The sequence below is a fragment of the Aliirhizobium cellulosilyticum genome (genome assembly GCF_014198105.1).
Taxonomy (GTDB): Bacteria; Pseudomonadota; Alphaproteobacteria; order Rhizobiales; family Rhizobiaceae; genus Neorhizobium; species Neorhizobium cellulosilyticum.
The window spans coordinates 25,572-43,744 of sequence record NZ_JACIGW010000014.1; the positions used below are offsets into that span (position 1 = coordinate 25,572).

Consider the following 18,173-nt stretch of genomic DNA (forward strand, 5'->3'; position numbering starts at 1 on the left):
TGCTCGACCGCCCTCAATCAAACCGTCTCTGTGTCACGTCGCGTCGTGACGAGGTTGCCATCGTTACATCTTCAAAAGCCGTGACAACCCGATTGGCTCCAACCAACCTACAATGCCGTCAATGACGAGTTGTGAGGGCGGACAGTGGTCAGGTGGATGAGCAAAATACCGCCAAGCCAACGCAAAACCTGTCCAACTCGACGGCAAAGAGTGCTGAGCGGGAACCTTTAGGAGAGCCCGTCTTTTTGACTGTGAGCGGAGGTTTTTATAAAATCACTGGGCAGATGCTCCTGCATGTGGGGACCTGGTGAGCCCCTCACTGCACATGGGGATCTGTGTCGCTACGCGACCGAGCTGCCACAACCGCCGGCGTCTCAGTCGTAAGAAGCTCGTGCTTCTCTGCGAACGCTACGAAAAGGCCGCGCGCCGTCTCCGATTCGATCTCGCCACGCAGTGCTGCCTGGCACGCGTTCAAGGCGACAGCGTGAGCCCTCTCCCTGAGTGAGCCTGGCCACTCAACAAGGTGTCGGTAGGCATCTGTCACCCCGCGAACTTGCGCCGGGAACCCGAGGCCAACCAGAATGGTGACGGGTTCTCTGAACATATCGGGTTTCATCGTTTTCTCCTTCCCTACCCGCAATGTTGATGGGCGCCATCGCAATGGCGCCCTGACCCAATGAACAAATTTCAGGATCACGCCGCTTTTTGGGCTTCGATCTGTGCTGGAGCGACCGACGTCAATGCAGGCGTGCTCTGGATCGAAATCTTCCTCGGTTTGAGAGCCTCGGGGATTTCACGAACGAGCTCGATCGTCAGCAGACCGTTGTTCAAGTCGGCCCCATCCACGCGTACGTGATCAGCCAGTTCGAAGCGGTGCTCGAACGGGCGACCTGCGATACCGCGATGCAGGTAGCCCTCCGACGGAGAGTCTTGCTTCTTGCCCGTGACTGTCAGCAGATTGGACTGGAAGGTGATGTCGAGATCGTCCTGGGCGAAGCCCGCGACCGCAATCGAGATACGGTAGGTGTCATCATCCGTTTTGACGATGTCATAGGGAGGCCAGTCGTTCGACGAGCGAGCGCGCTGCGCGTTTTCGAGAAGATTGAAAATCCGGTCGAAGCCGACGCTCGAACGGTAGAGCGGTGCGTAGTCGTAAGATGTTGCCATAGCCATATCCTCCTTGAAGCAACATGGGTACGGGAATGCCAAAAGCGGCGCTCCCGGCAAAGCCAGCCCATTATCGAGCGGCTGGCGGCACTTGATTTTGGTTTGCCGATTTTGCGATTCAAGATCTGTCGTGAAAAAAAATCGACGGTATCAGTGGATCGAGCGGCTTAGGACGCGATGGGGATAAGTTGCCTTGAACTGCGATATCATTGCGCATGCTTGCTGCAACAGGCGCGCAGCCGTTTCAGGCGTATCGCGCGCAAGGTCATCAGCGTTGGCACGGATCGCCTGAGCCAAGTTTGCAGACATCAAGGCGAAACGGCCCTCGCCATAGACCAATGCATCCTGGGACGTTGTCTCGAGCCACCGGGCGAAATCGATGATGATTTCTTCCCTTTCGGAAACGCTCGCGTTTTTCATGATCTCGATATTCTGTTCCATGCGGTCTCGACTCCATACAGACGTGGAAAGCGACCGAGCCCATCAGGCCTCGGCCGCCGCTCAGCTAGGAGAGCGAGAAATCGAATTCAAGGTTCACTGCAGCTTGAATTCGCCATCGACACGTCGCCATTCATTCGGCCCGATCAGGCGCTGGTGGCTGTAACGAACAGAATGCAATGGCCCATCGAGAGAGGTCTTCCAGAAATCCAGGAACTTGCGCATCTCGGGGAAATCGGGTGCGAGATCGTAGTCCTGCCAGACATAGGTCTGAAGAGCGAATTCAAAGTCCGGGATACGATAGAGGATGTGTGCGGTTGTGAGGCCGTAGCCACTGAGCTGCCGCTCCAGGTCCGATGGGAATTGCATGCTTCATCTCCGTTTCGTGACAACGCTAAGGTGACCCAAATTATGACCGGCTTCAAGATAGAACCATTATTCTTGTCGATTTTACTCAACGATTGCAGTATGTTAGCAGCCGATACAACCGAGTGCTAATTTTTTCAGTTCACCCTCTTGAAATCGAAAAATCTCAAAAATAAATTTTGCCCGCGAGCGCTCGAGTGAGGTTCGCACCCGTCCGGATTGGTCACCCGGTCCGGCCAGGGTCTTCAGCGTCATCTTTTTTGTCCAAAGGAGGAAAACATGTCGTTCCGACCGCTTCATGATCGCATTCTCGTCCGCCGGGTCGAATCCCAGGAAAAGACCAAAGGCGGCATCATCATTCCGGATACCGCCAAGGAAAAGCCATCCGAGGGCGAGGTCGTCGCCGTCGGTCCTGGTGCGCGCAACGAAGCCGGCCAGATCCAGGCGCTCGACGTCAAGGCGGGCGATCGCATCCTGTTCGGCAAATGGTCAGGCACCGAAATCAAGATCAATGGTGAAGACCTGTTGATCATGAAGGAAAGCGACGTCCTGGGCATTATCGAAGCCCAGGCTGAGCAGAAGCAGGCTGCGTAATCACGCACTGCCGCCCATCAGTCAAAAAGCTGCCTATTGAAGGAGTGAACAAATGGCTGCGAAAGAAGTCAAATTCAACACCGATGCCCGTGAACGCATGCTGCGTGGGGTCGACGTGCTTGCCAATGCGGTAAAAGTTACGCTTGGTCCCAAGGGCCGCAACGTCGTCATCGACAAGTCGTTCGGCGCGCCACGCATCACCAAGGACGGCGTCTCCGTCGCCAAAGAGATCGAACTGGAAGACAAGTTCGAAAACATGGGCGCGCAGATGCTGCGCGAAGTGGCATCGAAGACCAATGATCTCGCCGGCGACGGTACCACCACGGCAACTGTTCTCGCCCAGGCCATCGTCAAGGAAGGCGCCAAGGCGGTTGCGTCGGGCATGAACCCGATGGACCTGAAGCGCGGCATCGATATCGCCGTGGATGCAGTCGTTAAAGAGCTGAAGGCGAACGCCCGCAAGATCACCAGTAATTCGGAGATCGCTCAGGTCGGCACCATCTCGGCCAATGGCGACGAGGAGATCGGCAAGTATCTGGCCGAAGCGATGGAGAAGGTCGGCAACGAAGGTGTCATTACCGTCGAGGAAGCCAAGACCGCTGAGACCGAGTTGGAAGTCGTCGAAGGTATGCAGTTCGACCGCGGTTATCTGTCGCCCTACTTCGTGACCAATCAGGACAAGATGCGGGTCGAGCTCGAAGAGCCATATATCCTCATCCATGAGAAGAAGCTCTCCAACCTACAGTCTTTGCTGCCGGTGCTGGAAGCCGTGGTGAAGTCCGGCAAGCCGCTGCTGATCATTGCCGAAGACGTTGAAGGTGAGGCCCTCGCAACGCTCGTCGTCAACAAGCTGCGCGGCGGCCTGAAAATCGCTGCCGTCAAGGCGCCGGGCTTCGGTGATCGTCGCAAGGCGATGCTGGAAGACATCGCCGTCCTGACCGGCGGTACTGTCATCTCCGAAGACGTCGGCATCAAGCTCGAGAACGTCACGCTGAACATGCTCGGCCGCGCCAAGAAGGTGGCGATCGAGAAGGAGAACACGACGATCATCGACGGCGTCGGTTCCAAGGCCGAGATCGACGGGCGCGTGGCCCAGATCCGCGCCCAGATCGAGGAGACCACCTCCGACTATGACCGCGAAAAACTGCAGGAACGACTTGCCAAGCTCGCGGGCGGCGTTGCAGTCATCCGCGTCGGCGGCTCGACTGAGGTCGAGGTGAAGGAGAAGAAGGACCGCGTCGACGATGCTCTGCATGCGACGCGCGCGGCCGTCGAAGAGGGCATTTTGCCTGGCGGTGGCGTAGCATTGCTGCGTGCTGTCAAAGCGTTGGACGGCCTCCCGACGGCCAATGATGATCAGCGGGTTGGCATCGACATCGTCCGCCGGGCGATCGAGGCACCTGTGCGTCAGATCGCTGAGAATGCCGGCGCCGAAGGCTCGATCATCGTTGGCAAGCTTCGGGAAAAGACCGATCTGTCGTTCGGATGGAACGCGCAGACCGGCGAGTACGGAGATCTCTACGCGCAGGGCGTCATCGATCCGGCCAAGGTAGTTCGCACAGCACTCCAGGACGCGGCCTCGGTCGCAGGTCTGCTGGTCACGACCGAAGCGATGATCGCCGAAAAGCCAAAGAAGGACGCCGCCCCCGCCCTCCCCGCTGGCCCGGGCATGGACTTCTAACCAGTTCTAAGGCCCGCCCCAGCGAGGGGCGGGCTATTCCGGCAGGGACAATATGAAAGCAACAATTTCGAAAGAAGATGCGCGCTTTTGCGCCAGCGTCGTAAAGGAAGTGGCACGCGCTCAAGGCATCGTGCGCGATCCGGCCGCGATCGGCAGGATCACTGCGGCGGTCGCTAGACTTTATAACAGAGGCATGCACGATCGTGAGGAGGTTTTACAAGCAGCCATGCAATCGGTCCGACTCGAATCAGACACCGCGCCTGCCTCTGATGATCAACCGTTTTGAGGTTCCCGTAGCGCTTCGAAGCAAATGGCTTGGGCGGCTCTTGCTACTCCCGGCTTACTTGCCTTATCTCGGTGAAGCAGCAGCGAACACTGATGACCGCCTCTGCGATCGAGAGCGTAACGCGCCTTTTCAGAACTTGCCTGTCGGCAGCAATTGGGCTCTCTAGGAACTAACCGCTTTGCAGGGGATTGCTGAGCAACTCCGCTAGTCGTCATAGGAGACACCGTTGCAGAGTCTTGAAAATGGACGGTGGCTCAATGAGCCGACAAAAGCAGAAGCGTCGAATACCGACCTTTGGGTAACGACCGACGCCAATACGGACTTTTGGCGAGAGACACACTATGGCTTTGTTCGCGACAGTGGCCACTTCTATGCCTTCCAGGCCAAACGCGATTTCACTGCCCAGGTGCGCATCCAGGCACAATTCAAACATCTTTACGACCAAGCTGGCCTCATGGTCAGGCTCAACGAAAGACGATGGGTCAAGACCGGGATCGAGTTCTCAGACGGATATGGGTTACTCAGCAGTGTGCTGACTAATGAAACCTCCGACTGGGCAACGGGGCGATATGACAGCGACCCATCAGATTTTTGGATCAGGGTGACAGTCCAGAGCGGCGTTCTGAGAATACAAGCCTCATACGATGGGCGGACTTGGCCACTGGTCCGCCTCTGCCCATTCCCGGAAGCGGATCATTACCTTGTTGGCCCAATGTGCTGCACTCCAGAACGTGCAGGCTTAGAGGTAAGATTTAGCGAGTGGCGACTGGGGCGGGCTTTGGGCAAAGAGCTCCATGACCTGTCGTAGCCTACAGGCCAACAGAGCGCTCTATACAGAAGCATCAATGTCTTCTTAAGGTGCGAAACTAACGAGACTTCGACGGGAATGATGGCCGCTTTTAGGAACGTCAAACGAGGCGAGTACTGGTGTGGAGGCGAACAGCCACCGTTCGGCGCGACTTAAATGGCAGTCTGAACCATTTGCCCGGCAGGCGCCTTCGACTTGAGCGGAATCGAACCCTTGGCGCTTGGCTTCCGAAACGAAACCTACAGAAACTTCAGCGACTTAACTTTCAACGTGTCGATGCGCAAGATGTGATTAGGCATGGAATAAGGACCCTGCACATGGGGTGATCGGCGTCCAAACGGGGGTCTGACGCAATCTCGATGACATCAGGGGGCCCCGACGATACGTGCCTCAAGCAAATCGAGCTTCCCGCGCCCGTACATCTGGCGCTTGATGAGTTTGAGTTTGGTGATCTGACCCTCTGTCTGGCCGTTCGACCAAACTGAAGTGATTGCATTCTGAACCGCTGCTCTGTCGCGGATGATGCCGTTGGCGAATGACGCGACCAAGCTTGCTGCTGCGCGGTCGATCCACGTGTCGAGATCATCTTCAGACCTACGCCGCAACATATCGTGGAAGCTCTCCACGACGTCTCTTGCCTGGACAAGGTCAGGTAGCTGCTCCTCGATCGCGGCGACCGTCATCGTTTGCGCCTTGGTCAAATTGTTACGCTCAAGGGTCATTAGGCGGACGATGGTGCGTGCCGCTGGCGCGTGGCCGAGCCCGTTCTCGGCCTTTTCGGCCCTTCTTCGTCGTGTTGCCCATTCCGTGACAACGCGGAGACCGCCGCCAAAACCAGCCAGCCGAAGCTGTCGCCAGAGTTCAGCACCATTTCGTAATCCAGCATCCCATTGCGCTTCAAGCCACGGGAGGTGTGGTTCGAGCGAAGTTTGCCGGACGCGGAAGATATCGGTCCTTTGACCACGGACGACACCGCGAACCAGCTTTCGGCTATGCCCAGTTCTGCGCACGATCTCCTTGATGGACACGCCTTCGCCTACGAGTCCACGAATGACAGAGTTTGTCTCTTCACGCCGCAGATATCCGTCATATTGCAAGTGCTCGGCGGCAGTCAGAAGCTTGGGATTTACGGTTGCTGTACCGACTGCCACGCGCACCTGCCGCATTGACTTGCGAACGGCGTCAAGAAAGGCGTGGCTAGCGTTTTCCATGAGATGCCAGCGGTCGGCGACCTGTTCGGCGTGTGGCAGGACTCGTGCAGCGGCCTGCGCATACCCGCCGCCGCGATCTCTTGCCACGATTTCGATTTGCGGCTGTTGGACCAGCCAGGCCTTAGCCGTCGCCGGTTCTCGGTCGGGCAGCAGGGCGATCGTCTTTCGCCGCTCAAGGTCGCAGATGATCGTGCCATATCGATGATTGCGACGCCACGCCCAGTCATCAATGCCGATAACGCTCGGCGGCGTTGGTGGTGGTCGATCATATCGACGAACGGTTCGAAGCAGCGTGTCGTTGCTAACCGGAAACCCGAGGCGATCTGCGAACCGTGCTGCCGGGCGACCACCCAATGCCAAAGCCAAATGGTGCACCAAGGTGTCCAGGCGTGCTGTCCTGCGGGCCATGGGTCGGACTATGTCATCACCGAAACGCTCGGCGAAAATCTTTCGGCGGCATTGATTGGCACTACAGACGAAACGTCGGACGGTCAGATGCAGTTCGATGCTCCGGCCTGCACACGGCAGATCGGCGATCATCCGAGGGTAGCGGCTGTGAACACGATGGGAGATCGTACCGCATTCGGGACACCTACAATCTCGGGACTGACCATGTGCGGCGACGACGATCACATCTGCGCGGTGGTGCATTGCCTCTACGTTCAACTCGGCAGGGATCAGATCGGAAAGCCGAAAATGGGCTCGCATGGCGCTGATTCTCCATTGGAAACCAGGCCAGTAGAATCCGAAACATCATCGAGAATGAGTCAGAGCCGCTTTTGGGAGCCGATAAGGGGTCCCGTTACGACGCCTATTGACAGCGCAAGATCCGTAATCACACCGATCCCGCTCCCCATTGCGGGATTTCAGGCTAATCCGTCGAGAACCCACAAGACATGCCTGATCGATCAAGTGCGACCAGTGTTTTTGCCCCTGCTGTGTAGGAGCTTGCCTTATGGACACCAATCAACATTGCGGAGCCTTCATCAGCCAACGGCGATAGAACCGACCAAACAATAGGGTGCAGTGTTTCATCGAGCGCGGAGAATGGTTCGTCGAGCAAGATGAGTGCTGGCTTGCGCAGGACCGCGAGCGCTATGTTCAGGCGCTGTTTCTCGCCGCCAGACCATGATGACACCGGAAGGTTCCAAAGTCGTTGCGGCAAAGCCAATCGATCCAACAGTTCGGTGATATCGGCCAAACTTGCGTCTGCGCAAGCAGCTTCATTTGCGAGGTCGGCCCCCGATTTCCCGGGGATCGCGGACAAAAATTGGGTACAGTAACCAATGCCGACACTTCGAATTGAAACGAGCTCCGCGACCGAAATGTCAAAGAGATTTCGCTGCGTATTACCAACGCTCAAGATGGCGCTTCCTCCGGTCGCCCTTCTTGTCCCGTACAGCACATCGAGCACCGTCGATTTTCCAGACCCCGAACCACCGACGATCAATCCTATTTCACCGGCCTTCAATCTAAAGCTTACCGGACCGACGGCTCGTGCTCCGTAATCCTTTTCCAGGTTCTCGACATGCAAGATGTCCATAGCCGTCCTCAAATCATTGAAGCGACGAGGTCGCGGGCCGCAGGATGACAAGGATCAGCGATGAGCCGGTCGGGGGGAGCCTCCTCGACGATCCTACCTTCGTCGATCACGATCACGCGGTGGGCGATAAGCCGGGCAATCCGGAGATCATGTGTCACAAGTAACATCGCGACGCCCGTTTGGCGCTGAAGGCCCGAAAGCAATGAAAGAAGACGGACCTGCACCGAGGTATCCAAGCCAGTCGTCGGTTCGTCCAGACAGAGCACCTTCGGTCCGTGGACCAGCGCTCGCGCGATCTGCAAGCGCTGCTGCATGCCACCTGATAACGCGCTCGGTAGGTCGCCCGTCCTTGCGACATCGAGATCGAGTGCAACGAACCAGTGCTGCGCTGACGCCATCGCTCGGCCAAAATTGCGCTCGCCGTTGTCGAACAGAGGCTGGACGATGTTCGCGGCGGCGCTTTGCGCCATATCGAGGGTGTCACGGGCATTCTGAGCCACTATCCCGACGTTACGACGTCGCTGTGAAACCAAAGCGTGTTCGGGAAGCTCATAGATCGAGACGGGGCCACTGGCGGCTTGGTGTAGCACTCTCCCCTCGTGCGGGCGCAAAAGTCCGCCCGCCATACGCAGCAGCGTCGACTTTCCCGCACCGGATTTTCCAACGAGACAAAGCACCTCTCCAGGATACAGAACGAGCGACGTATCCGGCGTGATCCGGCCGTCATATGAAACGCGATCAAGCGTCAGGGCGGGAGAAGGTAGGCTAAGCACCGGCAACCTCCTTTGACCTTTGTTCGCAACATTCGGTATCGGAGCAAACCCATTCGCTTGTCCCTTCATCGTTCTGCAGAAGATGGTCGAGATGACTGGTTGCGCATCCGCAGATGACACACTGCCTGCCGTCATCAGGATAGCCGGGGTCAAAAGGTATATCTTCGAATGCAAGGCTTTCGACATGGGTATAAGGCGGCAATGCGTAGAGCCGCCGCTCTCGCGCCGCGCCGAATATCTGAATAGCCGGCGAGCGGTCGAGACTAAGGTTGTCTCGCTTCGGTATCGGTGACGGAGACATCAAATAGCGCCCTTCCACCATAACCGGGTAATCATAGCCCGGCTGGACCGCACCACTACTACCGATTCGTTCCTCGAAGAGCCGTGCGTACACGCGACCGTAGTCGGCTTGTGCGTGCATACGAGAGGCCTCCTTGCTCGAGTTCACGAAGGCGCGCAAAGGGTCTGGTCTCGGCACCTGATAAACGACGATCTGCCCCTCCTGGAGCTCTGCCTCGGGGACGCGCTGGCGGACCTGTATGAGTGTTGCCTCGGCCGTGCGGGTCGTGGTGGTTACGAAAGCTGTTCTCGTGAAGAAGGACCGAATGTTAACGGCATTTACCGTGTCGTCTGAGCCATGGTCGGTAACCTTAAGCAAGTCCTCTTCATCGATCAGGCTTGCCGTGACCACCATGCCCCCTACCCCCCAACCGTAGGCTATCGGCATTTCCGGTGCGATGAACGGCACCTGATAGCCTGGGATAGCCAAGGCCTTCAGGATCGTTCGTCGCACAGACCTTTTGCTATCCTCATCGAGGTAGCCGAACGTTTCATTCATGCTTGGACCTCGCACGCCGGATCAGCTCCAGATCAGATTGAAAATCGGAGTAGTGAGGCAATTTAAGATGCGATACATAACCGGCGGCTTCTACGCCGTCGCTGTGGGACAGCACCAGCTCAGGATCAAGCCCTGCTTTCAGCGCTTGATCGACGGTGGCCATAGCGACGGCTTTCCTCTCGTTTGTCCCGAAAGCAACACCGAAGCCTGGCGAGAGATGGGATTGCTTGCCGTCCAGAACCGGCGCCACCATCCGGCAGGTGGTAATGTCTATATCCCCAATCGAAACGGTAAAGCCCAGATCCTCCAGCTCGACCATAATCTCAACCTGACCTGCCGACAGCTCTTCCACATACGGATGGGACGCGCCGGCGGTGCGCAGCCGCGTGTAGGCAAGACCGGTCAGAAACCCCTCTTCTCCACGAACCAGATGGCCGAGCGTCTCGGATGGTCCGTACGGCGGGCGGATGGGGACCCGCGTGATGTCGACTGGTTCATGATCCCGGCTCCCGCTCGGCTCGCAGCCTGGGGAAACAAGCAAATCCTGATGGGGGGAGGAGTGCGGTTTTAGCGCCGCAGGTTCGTGGACGAAATCTCTTTCATCCTGCAGCTCGTCGTCAACTACCGAGCGATCAGCGCAGGAGCCCGCCTCCATCAAGGAAAAATCGAGAAGCCGATGGGTGTAGTCATAGGTCGCACCGAGGATTTGGCCGCCGACAAGCTCTTTCGTGGTCGCGGAGATATGCCGATCGTGTCGAATATCCGCGAATTCTATGGGCTCGCAATGGCCCATGCGCCGAAGCGTGGCGCGGTGAGCCCTCAATAGGAAGGTCGCCTCCGCCAAATCGCCTTGTGCCTGCTTCAGAGCGAGAGCCGCGAGGTCTCGATCGTATAGGGCGCCTTCTGTCATCACCCGGTCCACCGAAACACGCATCTGCTCCCTTATCTGGGCGACGGTCAATTCCGGCACATCGGGATCGCCACGCCGGGCATGCGCCAGGGCTTCGAGGCTCCTGGCAATGGCCACTTCCCCGCCCTTAACCGGCACATACATCAGCGATCTCCAATCTGACTCTTCGGGGGAGACATGCACAAAGTTCACCGGCTGTAAGGATCACGTCGATCCCGAGCGGATAGAGCGCGTTATTCCGCGCCCATACAGCAGGGAAGATTTCCGGCAATCCGCTAGGGGCAAGTATAGCGCCGTTTGGGCCAACTCCCGGCCCGGCAATCCGCCACGGCTCACCACCGGTGAGTGAAACGACCTCTATGACCACGGTCGTGGAAAGGTGCGGGTCGACAAGCGTTCCGATGGGAAAGCCATCGAACCCGTTAAAGTGTTCTCCGCGACAGAGTGCGAAAACACAGTTTTCCCGATCCGCACTCGGCCACTGTGCATCGATCGCATTCGCCTTGATTTCGGCGAAGCCTTCATCAATCAAGACCGGCGTCGTCGTATCCGCGAGCGTCTGGAGGACAACGGAATGAGCGAGCTGTCCTGCGCGCACAGTCATCATCTTGCCAGGATAGGCAAATGCCTGAAGGAGGTTCCGATAGGCCTTTCGGTCCTCAAAAGCGCTCTCGGGCGCGCGCTGATCGATCGCAATCTTCACGGCGTTTTGCCCCCTCGCGCGGCGGTAAAAAAATGTGCCGCTGTCGCTTGAGCCGCATTTGCCCGGCGCTGCCGGCTCAACGAGATGGCGGACTCGGCCGGCTGCAGCAATTTCGGCCTGAGTTCGCCATACCTCTGAGGATCCTGGAGAAGCGCATCGAAAACCGCCACAAGCTCAGCCCTTTCGAGATCGCTACCCAGGACCACTCCATAACCATACCGACCGGCTAGCTTTATAACGCAGCGCGTCACAGTCGCTTCGCCGAGATGAAATGCGGTTTCCGTCACGGGTGCTTTGGCACGCAGCTGGATCAGGCCGATCTCCGGCCCAACAAGGCGGCGTGCATCAGCACACTGCGGACTGTCTTCGTAAGATGCCCGTAGCAGCTCAATGGGCGCGCGAGCGAGCACGCCCATCCAATGGCGACGCTCGCTCTGGCCGCAATCGAGATCAGGCGCGGCTGACTTTGGCGTCATAGACATCTTCCGGGGCGAGCGGTACGAGGCGATCACCCATTTCGCGCTTCAGCGCGGCAAGGCGCACCTCATCGTCAGCGGTGCGATTTTCCTTGCGAGCAAGCTCGAGGAATTCGGGCCGCACATGACCGGGCCGGATCGTTACCTCGACCACGGTGCCACGATAGGTGAAGCGAAAATAGTATCTTCCCTTCGGGCTTTCCTCGATGCCGTCCCAACCCAGCGAACGGTCAACCACGTACCGGCCATCGGTCAGCCCTCTGGTCACAAATTCGAAGGCGTCACGACCGCCAGGACCCGGAAACGCCGTATCAATACGGATTTCACGTCGTTCGACGGGACGTCCTTCATCCAGTAGCGGAAAAGCCCGCTGCATGACCTTGAGGCCGTGCGCCACGCCGCCGGGAAAACCGGGACCATGGTATTTGAGGAGTTCAGCAAAGCTCACGGTGAAGGCTTCGCCATTCTCAAGATAGGTGATCGTGTCCAATGTAGGTTCCTGTTCTTGGTTTAGGGTGAAGAGACGGTTGCCCCAAGATCGGGGAAACGATATCTGGTCGGCCAACAGCGCCGGTGTGCCGCACGAAGGGCACACCGTAGAGGCGGGCAAGCTCGCCATCCGTCATCATGTCGGCCGTGGGGCCGTAGAGAATCTCGTCCCCGGCATGCATCATCAAAGCCCGATCAGCGAGAATCAAACCATGCTGTGGATGATGGGTGGTGAAAACGATCGTGTGGCTGCGAGCCTGCCTCAGCCGCATCAGGACACCTAGCAGCAGGTCCTGATTAGCCAGATCGAGGGAAGCTGCCGGTTCATCGAGCACGAGAACCTTGGCTTCCGTCGCCAATGCCCGTGCAAGCAGGACAATCTGCCGCTCGCCGCCGGAAAGATGACCAAACGGGCGTTCGGCAAATTGAGACGCGCCGACCGTGGCCAACGCAGCCAAGGCAGCGGCCTCGTCAGCCTTACCCGGTAGCCCAAAAAGCCCCAGGCGTCCGGAGCGACCCATCATTACGATATCAAGGCACCGATGCTGATCACCACCACCTTGTGCCTGCGGTACATAGCCGACGACAGAGGGCATCGTCCGGGTGCCTTCACTCAGTCCCAGTGACCCCAGCAACGTGCGCAGAAGCGTGGTTTTTCCACGGCCGTTGCAGCCCAGGATCGCCAACACTTCGCCATCCGGCAGGTCAAAGCTGACATTGCGAAAAATCCAGCGTTGGCCTCGTCTCATTCCTGCGTTTGACAATGCGATCATTGTGTCGCCCCCATCCGCGCCTGTCTTGTGCAGAGGAGGTAGATGAAGACCGGGGCGCCAATGACAGCCGTCAGGATGCCAAGCGGCAGTTCGGCGCTGATAATTGCTCGTGCGAGCGTGTCGATCACCACCATGAAACTGGCTCCGAGCAACGCGGCCGTGCCGTGAAAGCGGCGATGCCCTTCTCCGACAAGGAGGCGCGCCGCGTGCGGAATGACGAGTCCCACCCAACCGATAACACCGGACACGGCCACACAACCGCCAATGATCACCGAGATGACGGAGAAGACGAACCAACGCGAAAAACCGACATTCACACCGAAAGAACGCGCCTCTTCGTCCCCCATCGACAGGACCGCAATCCGAAAGCGCAAACGGTAAAGAATGATGATGGCAAGCAGGATAACCGGCCCATGTTCCCCGACCTTCTTCCAACTTGCCGATGAGAAACTGCCCATCAGCCAGAAGACGATCGCAGGAAGCGAAGTCTCCGGATCGGCCACGTATTGCGTCAGCGAGATCATTGCGGAAAACAGCGCATCAATGACGATACCTGCCAGCACGATCGAAAGGATCGTGCGCCCTGCTACACGTGAGATGACCGCAACCAGCACAAGCGCGAAAAGAGCCGAGCTGAAGGTAGCGGCAAACAACACGGTAGCGCCACCGCCGATCAGCAGCGTCAGCGCCCCACCGAGCGCCGCTCCGGATGAAACACCTAGCACACGCGGCGACACGAGCGGATTGCGGAACAGAGCCTGAAGCGCTGCACCGCATAGAGCAAGTCCTGCACCAACGATCGCCGCAAGTAAGATGCGTGGCACACGAACGTTGATGAGAATTCGCTCCTCCATTGTTTCGGGCGCTAACGCGCCAGAAAGCCAACGACCCACGATGTTCAGAACATCAGCAAGCGGTATGCTGAACCGGCCAACTGATGCCGAGACAATGACCGCCACAGCAAAAATCAGGAGCAATGACGACCAATGAACGACTGCGCGTGCGGTCGGCTGATCCGGATGTCCGGTTCCGGCAAGGGGTAGTGTCATTTGCGAGCAAACTGCTGATAGTTCGAAGCGCCCGCGTTGAGATCGAGCTTCAAGACAGCGTCGACTTCGTCTTCCATGGGAGAGTAGTTGTAAAGCCGCTCAAAGCCTTTTTTCACCTCGGCGCGCAGATCGAAATGGAAGAGGTTCGGATGAGCAAGGTTTGCAAGCCACATCCAGGTAAACGGGCTTTCGTGGCTGGCGCTATCCCATACATATCCACCATTCGGTGTCTTGTAGACACGCCCGGTCTTGGCGGCAGTAGTCTGCGATAAAACTTCGTTCTCGAGTATCGTTTCGCGTCCGGCGTCAGTTTCCGCCGCTGTCAGCATGATAAGGTCGGGGTTCCACGCCGCAATTTGCTCGGCGTTGACTTCTGCCTGGACACCCAGGCCCTTGCCAACATTGTCGCCGCCAACCAGCGTGATGAAGAAGTTCTGGTAGCTCTTCTCCCCCGTCGCAGTGAATTTCCCCTTGGAGGAGCGCAGGTGAAGGATTTTCGGCTTGCGTTCCGACGGGTGTGCCGCAAGCGTAGATTTGACGTCTGCAATGACTTCGTCACGCCACGCAAACAGAGCCCTCGCCTTTTCCGGTTTGCCAAGAATGTTTGCCACGAGGCTGATGTTTTCACGAGCGAGCTCTTCCGTACCACCATTGCCGCCTCCGACCATCAGCGCGACCGGAATACCGGCGTTCCGCAGAGGCGTCACGAGTTCGTCGCCTCGACCGCCCCATTGGATGACGAGATCGGGCTTGAGCGCCGCGATTGCTTCGACATTCGGCATCCAGCCATTGCCGCCCTCCGCGACGATATCGCTTTCAATGGACGCGGCATCTGGAAACATTTTCTTGAGTAGGCCGGTTTCGAAAGCTTTGCGTGAACCGGGGTTCATGCCGATGAGATGGTCCGACGTCCCGTCCACCGCGATCACTGTGGCAGCACCCGGCTGGGGCAACGTTACGATACGCGTCGCGGGCTTCGGAAGAGTGACTTCAGCGCCAGTCACATCCTTGAATGTAATGGGATCCGCAAGCAAGGGCGTCGGTGCCAGAGCGAGAATGATTGCTGCGGAGGAGATAAACAGCTTCGAAAACACGGGCACCTCAGAATATGAGTGTTGCAGTCATGTTTCTCGTATATAGGGAGAAGCGTCTTATCAAGTCGAACAAATCGGACAATGCGAGAAGAGATATCGAACAGACTTGCCTCCCTTTCCATCCGTGACCTGATGTTGGTTGAGGCTGTGCATCGGTGCGGAGGTTTTCGCGCGGCTGCCGAGGAGATGGGTATCAGCGCCTCGGGGCTGTCGCATCAGGTTCGCAAAGCCGAAACAGTGTTGGGCACAACTGTATTCGAGCGCGGCGCCCGCAAGGTCACTCCGACTGACGCCGGTGGCGACATCCTTAAGCGTATCGGCATGGTGCTCCAGCAAGTTGCAGCGCTGGGCCATGAGACCAGCCGAAGGGCGGGGGCATTTGGCGGGCGCCTCCGCGTCGGGATGATCTCTACTGTCGGCCCATTCCTCATTCCTCAAACTGTCGGGTTCGTTCACAAACACTATCCGCGTCTTGAACTCGCTTTCATGGAAGGGAAGCACGAAGGCCTCAGCAGGCGACTTAAAGAAGGGGAGCTCGATCTCGTGATCACGGCGTGCCCTCTACTCGATGAGGCGTTCCATCAGGTCGAGGTTCTCAACGAGCCGTTTCACCTCCTCACAAACGTGGAAAATCCGGTCATTCAACGTGATCAGATCGAACCAGCTGATCTCGCCAAACTCGATCTATTGCCCTTGAGCGAAGACGACTTTCCCATGAGCATGGAGGATTCTACTCTACGGTTTGCCGACAGCTCTAATGAACCGATCTTGCGCTCTTACGGGCTTAGCATCGAAACCCGAATACGTCTCGTCAGGGAGAAGGGATACTCGTGCTTAATTCCGTCTATCGCGTGTGGGCAATCCATCAGCGGTACGCAATTTGCGGTGGCAGAAATTAAGGGAAAGCCCGTTCGTAGGCAGATCTTCGCTCTTTGGCGGCGTAGTTCACCATATCCGGTAGATCTTGAGAATTTCGCTAAGAAGCTTGCCATCCTTCTAAAGGAAGGCCAGCAATCAGTAAGGCCTTGAACGAATTCGAACCCATGTGAAGCCATCCAGGCACGCAATAGCGACCGTAAACAACTCTATCATAGGCAAGTCTGTTCATCGAGCGAGCAAAGCCTCCTCGCCGGCGCCCATTTGGCGAACGCCTTGACGTAGGGCCGGGCGGGTCTGTGATGATGTCCTTGCCGCCGATCGACTTGTCGAGGGTCGGCCCTCCTCGGCCAGCGCCCGGGTCACCGTTTCCAGCGCGTGGCGTCCGCCGGGTCCGGAAAGGCGGTCACAATCGTCACCTCGCGCCGTTCCGGCGGCGTTCGGACAGCAGCCGAAGCGCCACCTGCATGGCCTCCAGCGCATGCGTCACACCGCCGGGAGAACCGCCGCCGTGATAGGCGCTGGTGGCGTCGAAGGTGAAGCTGATCGGGTGGCGGTTGTCGAGCACTGTAATGGCATTAGACATCTGCGAAGGCTTTCAGGTTGGGAACGAAACGGTCGAGGAAGCCGGTCGTGGCCGGCATGAAATGCGAACCGTGGTGGAACATCGGATCGAGCGATGAGATGACCGTGGTGCCCTTGGTCGAGACCGTGTCCTCGTAGAGGATCGCCCGGCCTTCGCCATCGCGGACCAGAACCGCTGCTCCATCCGGCGGAAGGAACCAGCCATGCAGGTGCCAGGTTGCCTGCTTGTCGCCGATACCAGCCATCAGCGGATGGCTGGCCGCAGCCTCCGTCACCCGCACCCCGAGATCGGCTGTGGGGTCGAGCCACCACCACCAGTTCGTTGGCGTGCCGGTGAAATCGACATGCGGCAGCCAGAGGTCGGAACAGCTCTCGCCGAGCGCCACCACCGTGCCGCCGGCCTCGAGGTGACGGGCGAGTACCGCCTTCTGCGCGATCATGCGCTGCGCCGGCGTGCGGCAAGGGACCCAGAGAATGTCGTCGGGGCGCAGGATGTCGCCGAGCTGTTCCGGCGCGCAGATGACGTCGAATATCCCGGTGTAGCGCGGCCCCTCAAGGCAGCGGATATGATAATAGGTGCCGGAGGATGGCGCGACGATGCGCCGCCGTCGTCATCATGCTTCGTAGCCTGAAGATGTATGGCATGGCACAAGCGGTCACGGACCTGATCGAGCAAGGAGCACCGGCCTTCGATGCAGCCGTGCCGATCCTGTCCCAGTTGCTGAAAGCCGAAATGGCTGAGCGCGAGGTCCGGTCCATCGCCTATCATATGAAGGCAGCGCGCTTTCCTGCCTACAAGGACATCTCCGGCTACGACTTCGCCGCCAGCGAAATCAACGAGGCGACGGTGCGCCAACTGCATCGATGCGAGTTCATGGACGGAGCGCATAACATTGTCCTCGTCGGCGGACCGGGCACAGGAAAAACACACGTCGCGACCGCTCTCGGCGTCCAGGCAATCGAGCATCATCGTCGAAAGGTCCGCTTCTTCTCGACCATCGAACTGGTCAACGCTCTCGAGCAGGAAAAGGCGAAGGGCAAAGCCGGTCAGATCGCCGAAGCACTGGTTCGCCTCGATCTGCTGATCCTCGATGAGCTCGGATATCTTCCGTTCAGCGCGTCAGGCGGAGCGCTGCTCTTCCACCTGCTAAGCAAGCTCTACGAGCGCACCAGCGTCATCATAACCACCAATCTCAGCTTCAGCGAATGGGCCACCGTCTTCGGCGACGCCAAGATGACGACAGCTCTGCTCGACCGTCTCACCCACCGTTGCCACATCCTGGAAACCGGTAACGACAGCTTCCGCTTCAAGGCCAGCTCGGCCGCAGCAGCACAGAAGAGAGGAGAAAAGCCGATCCCTTGACCAAACCCTGATCAGAAAACCATACTTAGAGGTGGCTCACTTCTCGGTGGAAAAACTGGAGTGAACCCCTCGGGCTGGACCACAGGACAGGGAAAAACTGATACACTCTGCGGGCCTTAATCGGAGAAGGCTCATGAAGTCCCGAGGTCC

Annotated in this window: 24 protein-coding genes; 6 read left to right on the forward strand and 18 right to left on the reverse strand. The window is 58.1% G+C overall.

Annotation, left to right across the window (positions count from 1 at the left end; genetic code table 11):
• Positions 1–316: 316 nt before the first annotated feature.
• From GGE33_RS26290 to GGE33_RS26310, 5 genes are all read right to left on the reverse strand, one after another.
• A complete protein-coding gene (locus tag GGE33_RS26290) occupies positions 317–616 on the reverse strand; it encodes a DUF982 domain-containing protein (protein WP_183830189.1) in 300 nt (99 codons plus the stop codon).
• A gap of 77 nt (positions 617–693) precedes the next feature.
• Positions 694–1,167 (reverse strand): Hsp20 family protein, encoded by a 474-nt coding sequence (locus GGE33_RS26295; RefSeq protein WP_183830191.1) that lies wholly within the window; start codon positions 1,165–1,167, stop codon positions 694–696.
• Positions 1,168–1,317: 150 nt separating this feature from the next.
• Positions 1,318–1,608, reverse strand: a complete 291-nt coding sequence (locus GGE33_RS26300) for a hypothetical protein (protein WP_119944829.1) — start codon at positions 1,606–1,608, stop codon at positions 1,318–1,320.
• Between the two features lie 93 nt (positions 1,609–1,701).
• A complete protein-coding gene (locus GGE33_RS26305) occupies positions 1,702–1,974 on the reverse strand; it encodes an usg protein (RefSeq protein WP_183830196.1) in 273 nt (90 codons plus the stop codon).
• A 102-nt stretch (positions 1,975–2,076) separates the two neighbouring features.
• On the reverse strand, positions 2,077–2,226 hold the full coding sequence (locus GGE33_RS26310) for a hypothetical protein (protein ID WP_183830198.1): 150 nt from the start codon (positions 2,224–2,226) through the stop codon (positions 2,077–2,079).
• Between the two features lie 24 nt (positions 2,227–2,250).
• Here GGE33_RS26310 and GGE33_RS26315 point away from each other — a divergent pair, with 24 nt between their 5' ends.
• The 4 genes from GGE33_RS26315 (at position 2,251) to GGE33_RS26330 (ending at position 5,340) form a co-directional block, all read left to right on the forward strand.
• Positions 2,251–2,565, forward strand: a complete 315-nt coding sequence (locus tag GGE33_RS26315) for a co-chaperone GroES (RefSeq protein WP_183830201.1) — start codon at positions 2,251–2,253, stop codon at positions 2,563–2,565.
• Between the two features lie 52 nt (positions 2,566–2,617).
• A complete protein-coding gene (groL, locus tag GGE33_RS26320) occupies positions 2,618–4,246 on the forward strand; it encodes a chaperonin GroEL (RefSeq protein WP_183830204.1) in 1,629 nt (542 codons plus the stop codon).
• A gap of 52 nt (positions 4,247–4,298) precedes the next feature.
• Positions 4,299–4,532 carry a hypothetical protein gene (locus GGE33_RS26325; protein WP_183830208.1) on the forward strand — a complete coding sequence of 78 codons (234 nt, stop codon included), beginning with the start codon at positions 4,299–4,301 and terminating at the stop codon, positions 4,530–4,532.
• 226 nt (positions 4,533–4,758) lie between these two features.
• Entirely contained in the window at positions 4,759–5,340 is a 582-nt protein-coding gene (locus GGE33_RS26330) for a DUF1349 domain-containing protein (protein WP_183830211.1), read from the forward strand.
• 365 nt (positions 5,341–5,705) lie between these two features.
• Here the strand turns inward: GGE33_RS26330 and GGE33_RS26335 are convergent, their stop codons facing one another.
• The 11 genes from GGE33_RS26335 to GGE33_RS26385 all read right to left on the reverse strand — a co-directional run bounded on the left by GGE33_RS26335 (position 5,706) and on the right by GGE33_RS26385 (position 15,199).
• Complete coding sequence (locus GGE33_RS26335; RefSeq protein ID WP_183830214.1) at positions 5,706–7,259, reverse strand: ISL3 family transposase; 1,554 nt, start codon at positions 7,257–7,259, stop codon at positions 5,706–5,708.
• A 163-nt stretch (positions 7,260–7,422) separates the two neighbouring features.
• Complete coding sequence (locus GGE33_RS26340; RefSeq protein ID WP_183830217.1) at positions 7,423–8,094, reverse strand: ATP-binding cassette domain-containing protein; 672 nt, start codon at positions 8,092–8,094, stop codon at positions 7,423–7,425.
• An 8-nt stretch (positions 8,095–8,102) separates the two neighbouring features.
• The gene (locus GGE33_RS26345) at positions 8,103–8,867 is read right to left on the reverse strand and encodes an ATP-binding cassette domain-containing protein (protein ID WP_343062697.1); all 765 of its coding nucleotides are present in this window, start codon (positions 8,865–8,867) and stop codon (positions 8,103–8,105) included.
• Entirely contained in the window at positions 8,860–9,705 is an 846-nt protein-coding gene (locus GGE33_RS26350; RefSeq protein ID WP_183830223.1) for an alpha-D-ribose 1-methylphosphonate 5-phosphate C-P-lyase PhnJ, read from the reverse strand. The genes GGE33_RS26345 and GGE33_RS26350 overlap by 8 nt, the downstream gene beginning before the upstream one ends.
• Entirely contained in the window at positions 9,698–10,759 is a 1,062-nt protein-coding gene (locus GGE33_RS26355; RefSeq protein ID WP_183830226.1) for a carbon-phosphorus lyase complex subunit PhnI, read from the reverse strand. The genes GGE33_RS26350 and GGE33_RS26355 overlap by 8 nt, the downstream gene beginning before the upstream one ends.
• Positions 10,743–11,318: a phosphonate C-P lyase system protein PhnH gene (phnH, locus tag GGE33_RS26360; RefSeq protein WP_183830229.1), complete on the reverse strand. Its 576-nt coding sequence runs from the start codon at positions 11,316–11,318 to the stop codon at positions 10,743–10,745. Before phnH ends, GGE33_RS26355 begins: the two co-directional genes overlap by 17 nt.
• Positions 11,315–11,794, reverse strand: a complete 480-nt coding sequence (gene phnG / locus GGE33_RS26365) for a phosphonate C-P lyase system protein PhnG (RefSeq protein ID WP_183830232.1) — start codon at positions 11,792–11,794, stop codon at positions 11,315–11,317. Before phnG ends, phnH begins: the two co-directional genes overlap by 4 nt.
• The gene (locus tag GGE33_RS26370; protein ID WP_062553577.1) at positions 11,769–12,284 is read right to left on the reverse strand and encodes a hypothetical protein; all 516 of its coding nucleotides are present in this window, start codon (positions 12,282–12,284) and stop codon (positions 11,769–11,771) included. Before GGE33_RS26370 ends, phnG begins: the two co-directional genes overlap by 26 nt.
• Positions 12,262–13,056 carry an ABC transporter ATP-binding protein gene (locus tag GGE33_RS26375; RefSeq protein WP_183830235.1) on the reverse strand — a complete coding sequence of 265 codons (795 nt, stop codon included), beginning with the start codon at positions 13,054–13,056 and terminating at the stop codon, positions 12,262–12,264. Before GGE33_RS26375 ends, GGE33_RS26370 begins: the two co-directional genes overlap by 23 nt.
• Positions 13,053–14,105, reverse strand: coding sequence for a FecCD family ABC transporter permease (locus GGE33_RS26380; protein ID WP_183830238.1), 1,053 nt, complete (start codon positions 14,103–14,105; stop codon positions 13,053–13,055). The genes GGE33_RS26375 and GGE33_RS26380 overlap by 4 nt, the downstream gene beginning before the upstream one ends.
• A complete protein-coding gene (locus GGE33_RS26385) occupies positions 14,102–15,199 on the reverse strand; it encodes an ABC transporter substrate-binding protein (RefSeq protein ID WP_183830241.1) in 1,098 nt (365 codons plus the stop codon). The genes GGE33_RS26380 and GGE33_RS26385 overlap by 4 nt, the downstream gene beginning before the upstream one ends.
• 81 nt (positions 15,200–15,280) lie before the next feature.
• Between GGE33_RS26385 and GGE33_RS26390 the strand changes: the two genes are divergently transcribed.
• Complete coding sequence (locus GGE33_RS26390; protein ID WP_183830244.1) at positions 15,281–16,228, forward strand: LysR family transcriptional regulator; 948 nt, start codon at positions 15,281–15,283, stop codon at positions 16,226–16,228.
• A gap of 262 nt (positions 16,229–16,490) precedes the next feature.
• Here GGE33_RS26390 and GGE33_RS26395 read toward each other — a convergent pair whose 3' ends face one another.
• Positions 16,491–16,661 (reverse strand): hypothetical protein, encoded by a 171-nt coding sequence (locus GGE33_RS26395; RefSeq protein ID WP_183830247.1) that lies wholly within the window; start codon positions 16,659–16,661, stop codon positions 16,491–16,493.
• Complete coding sequence (locus tag GGE33_RS26400) at positions 16,654–17,100, reverse strand: hypothetical protein (RefSeq protein WP_246436497.1); 447 nt, start codon at positions 17,098–17,100, stop codon at positions 16,654–16,656. Before GGE33_RS26400 ends, GGE33_RS26395 begins: the two co-directional genes overlap by 8 nt.
• Positions 17,101–17,246: 146 nt before the next feature.
• On the opposite strand from GGE33_RS26400, the gene istB reads away from it, so the two are divergent.
• A complete protein-coding gene (gene istB / locus GGE33_RS26405; protein ID WP_183830249.1) occupies positions 17,247–18,023 on the forward strand; it encodes an IS21-like element helper ATPase IstB in 777 nt (258 codons plus the stop codon).
• The last annotated feature ends 150 nt before the right edge of the window (positions 18,024–18,173 follow it).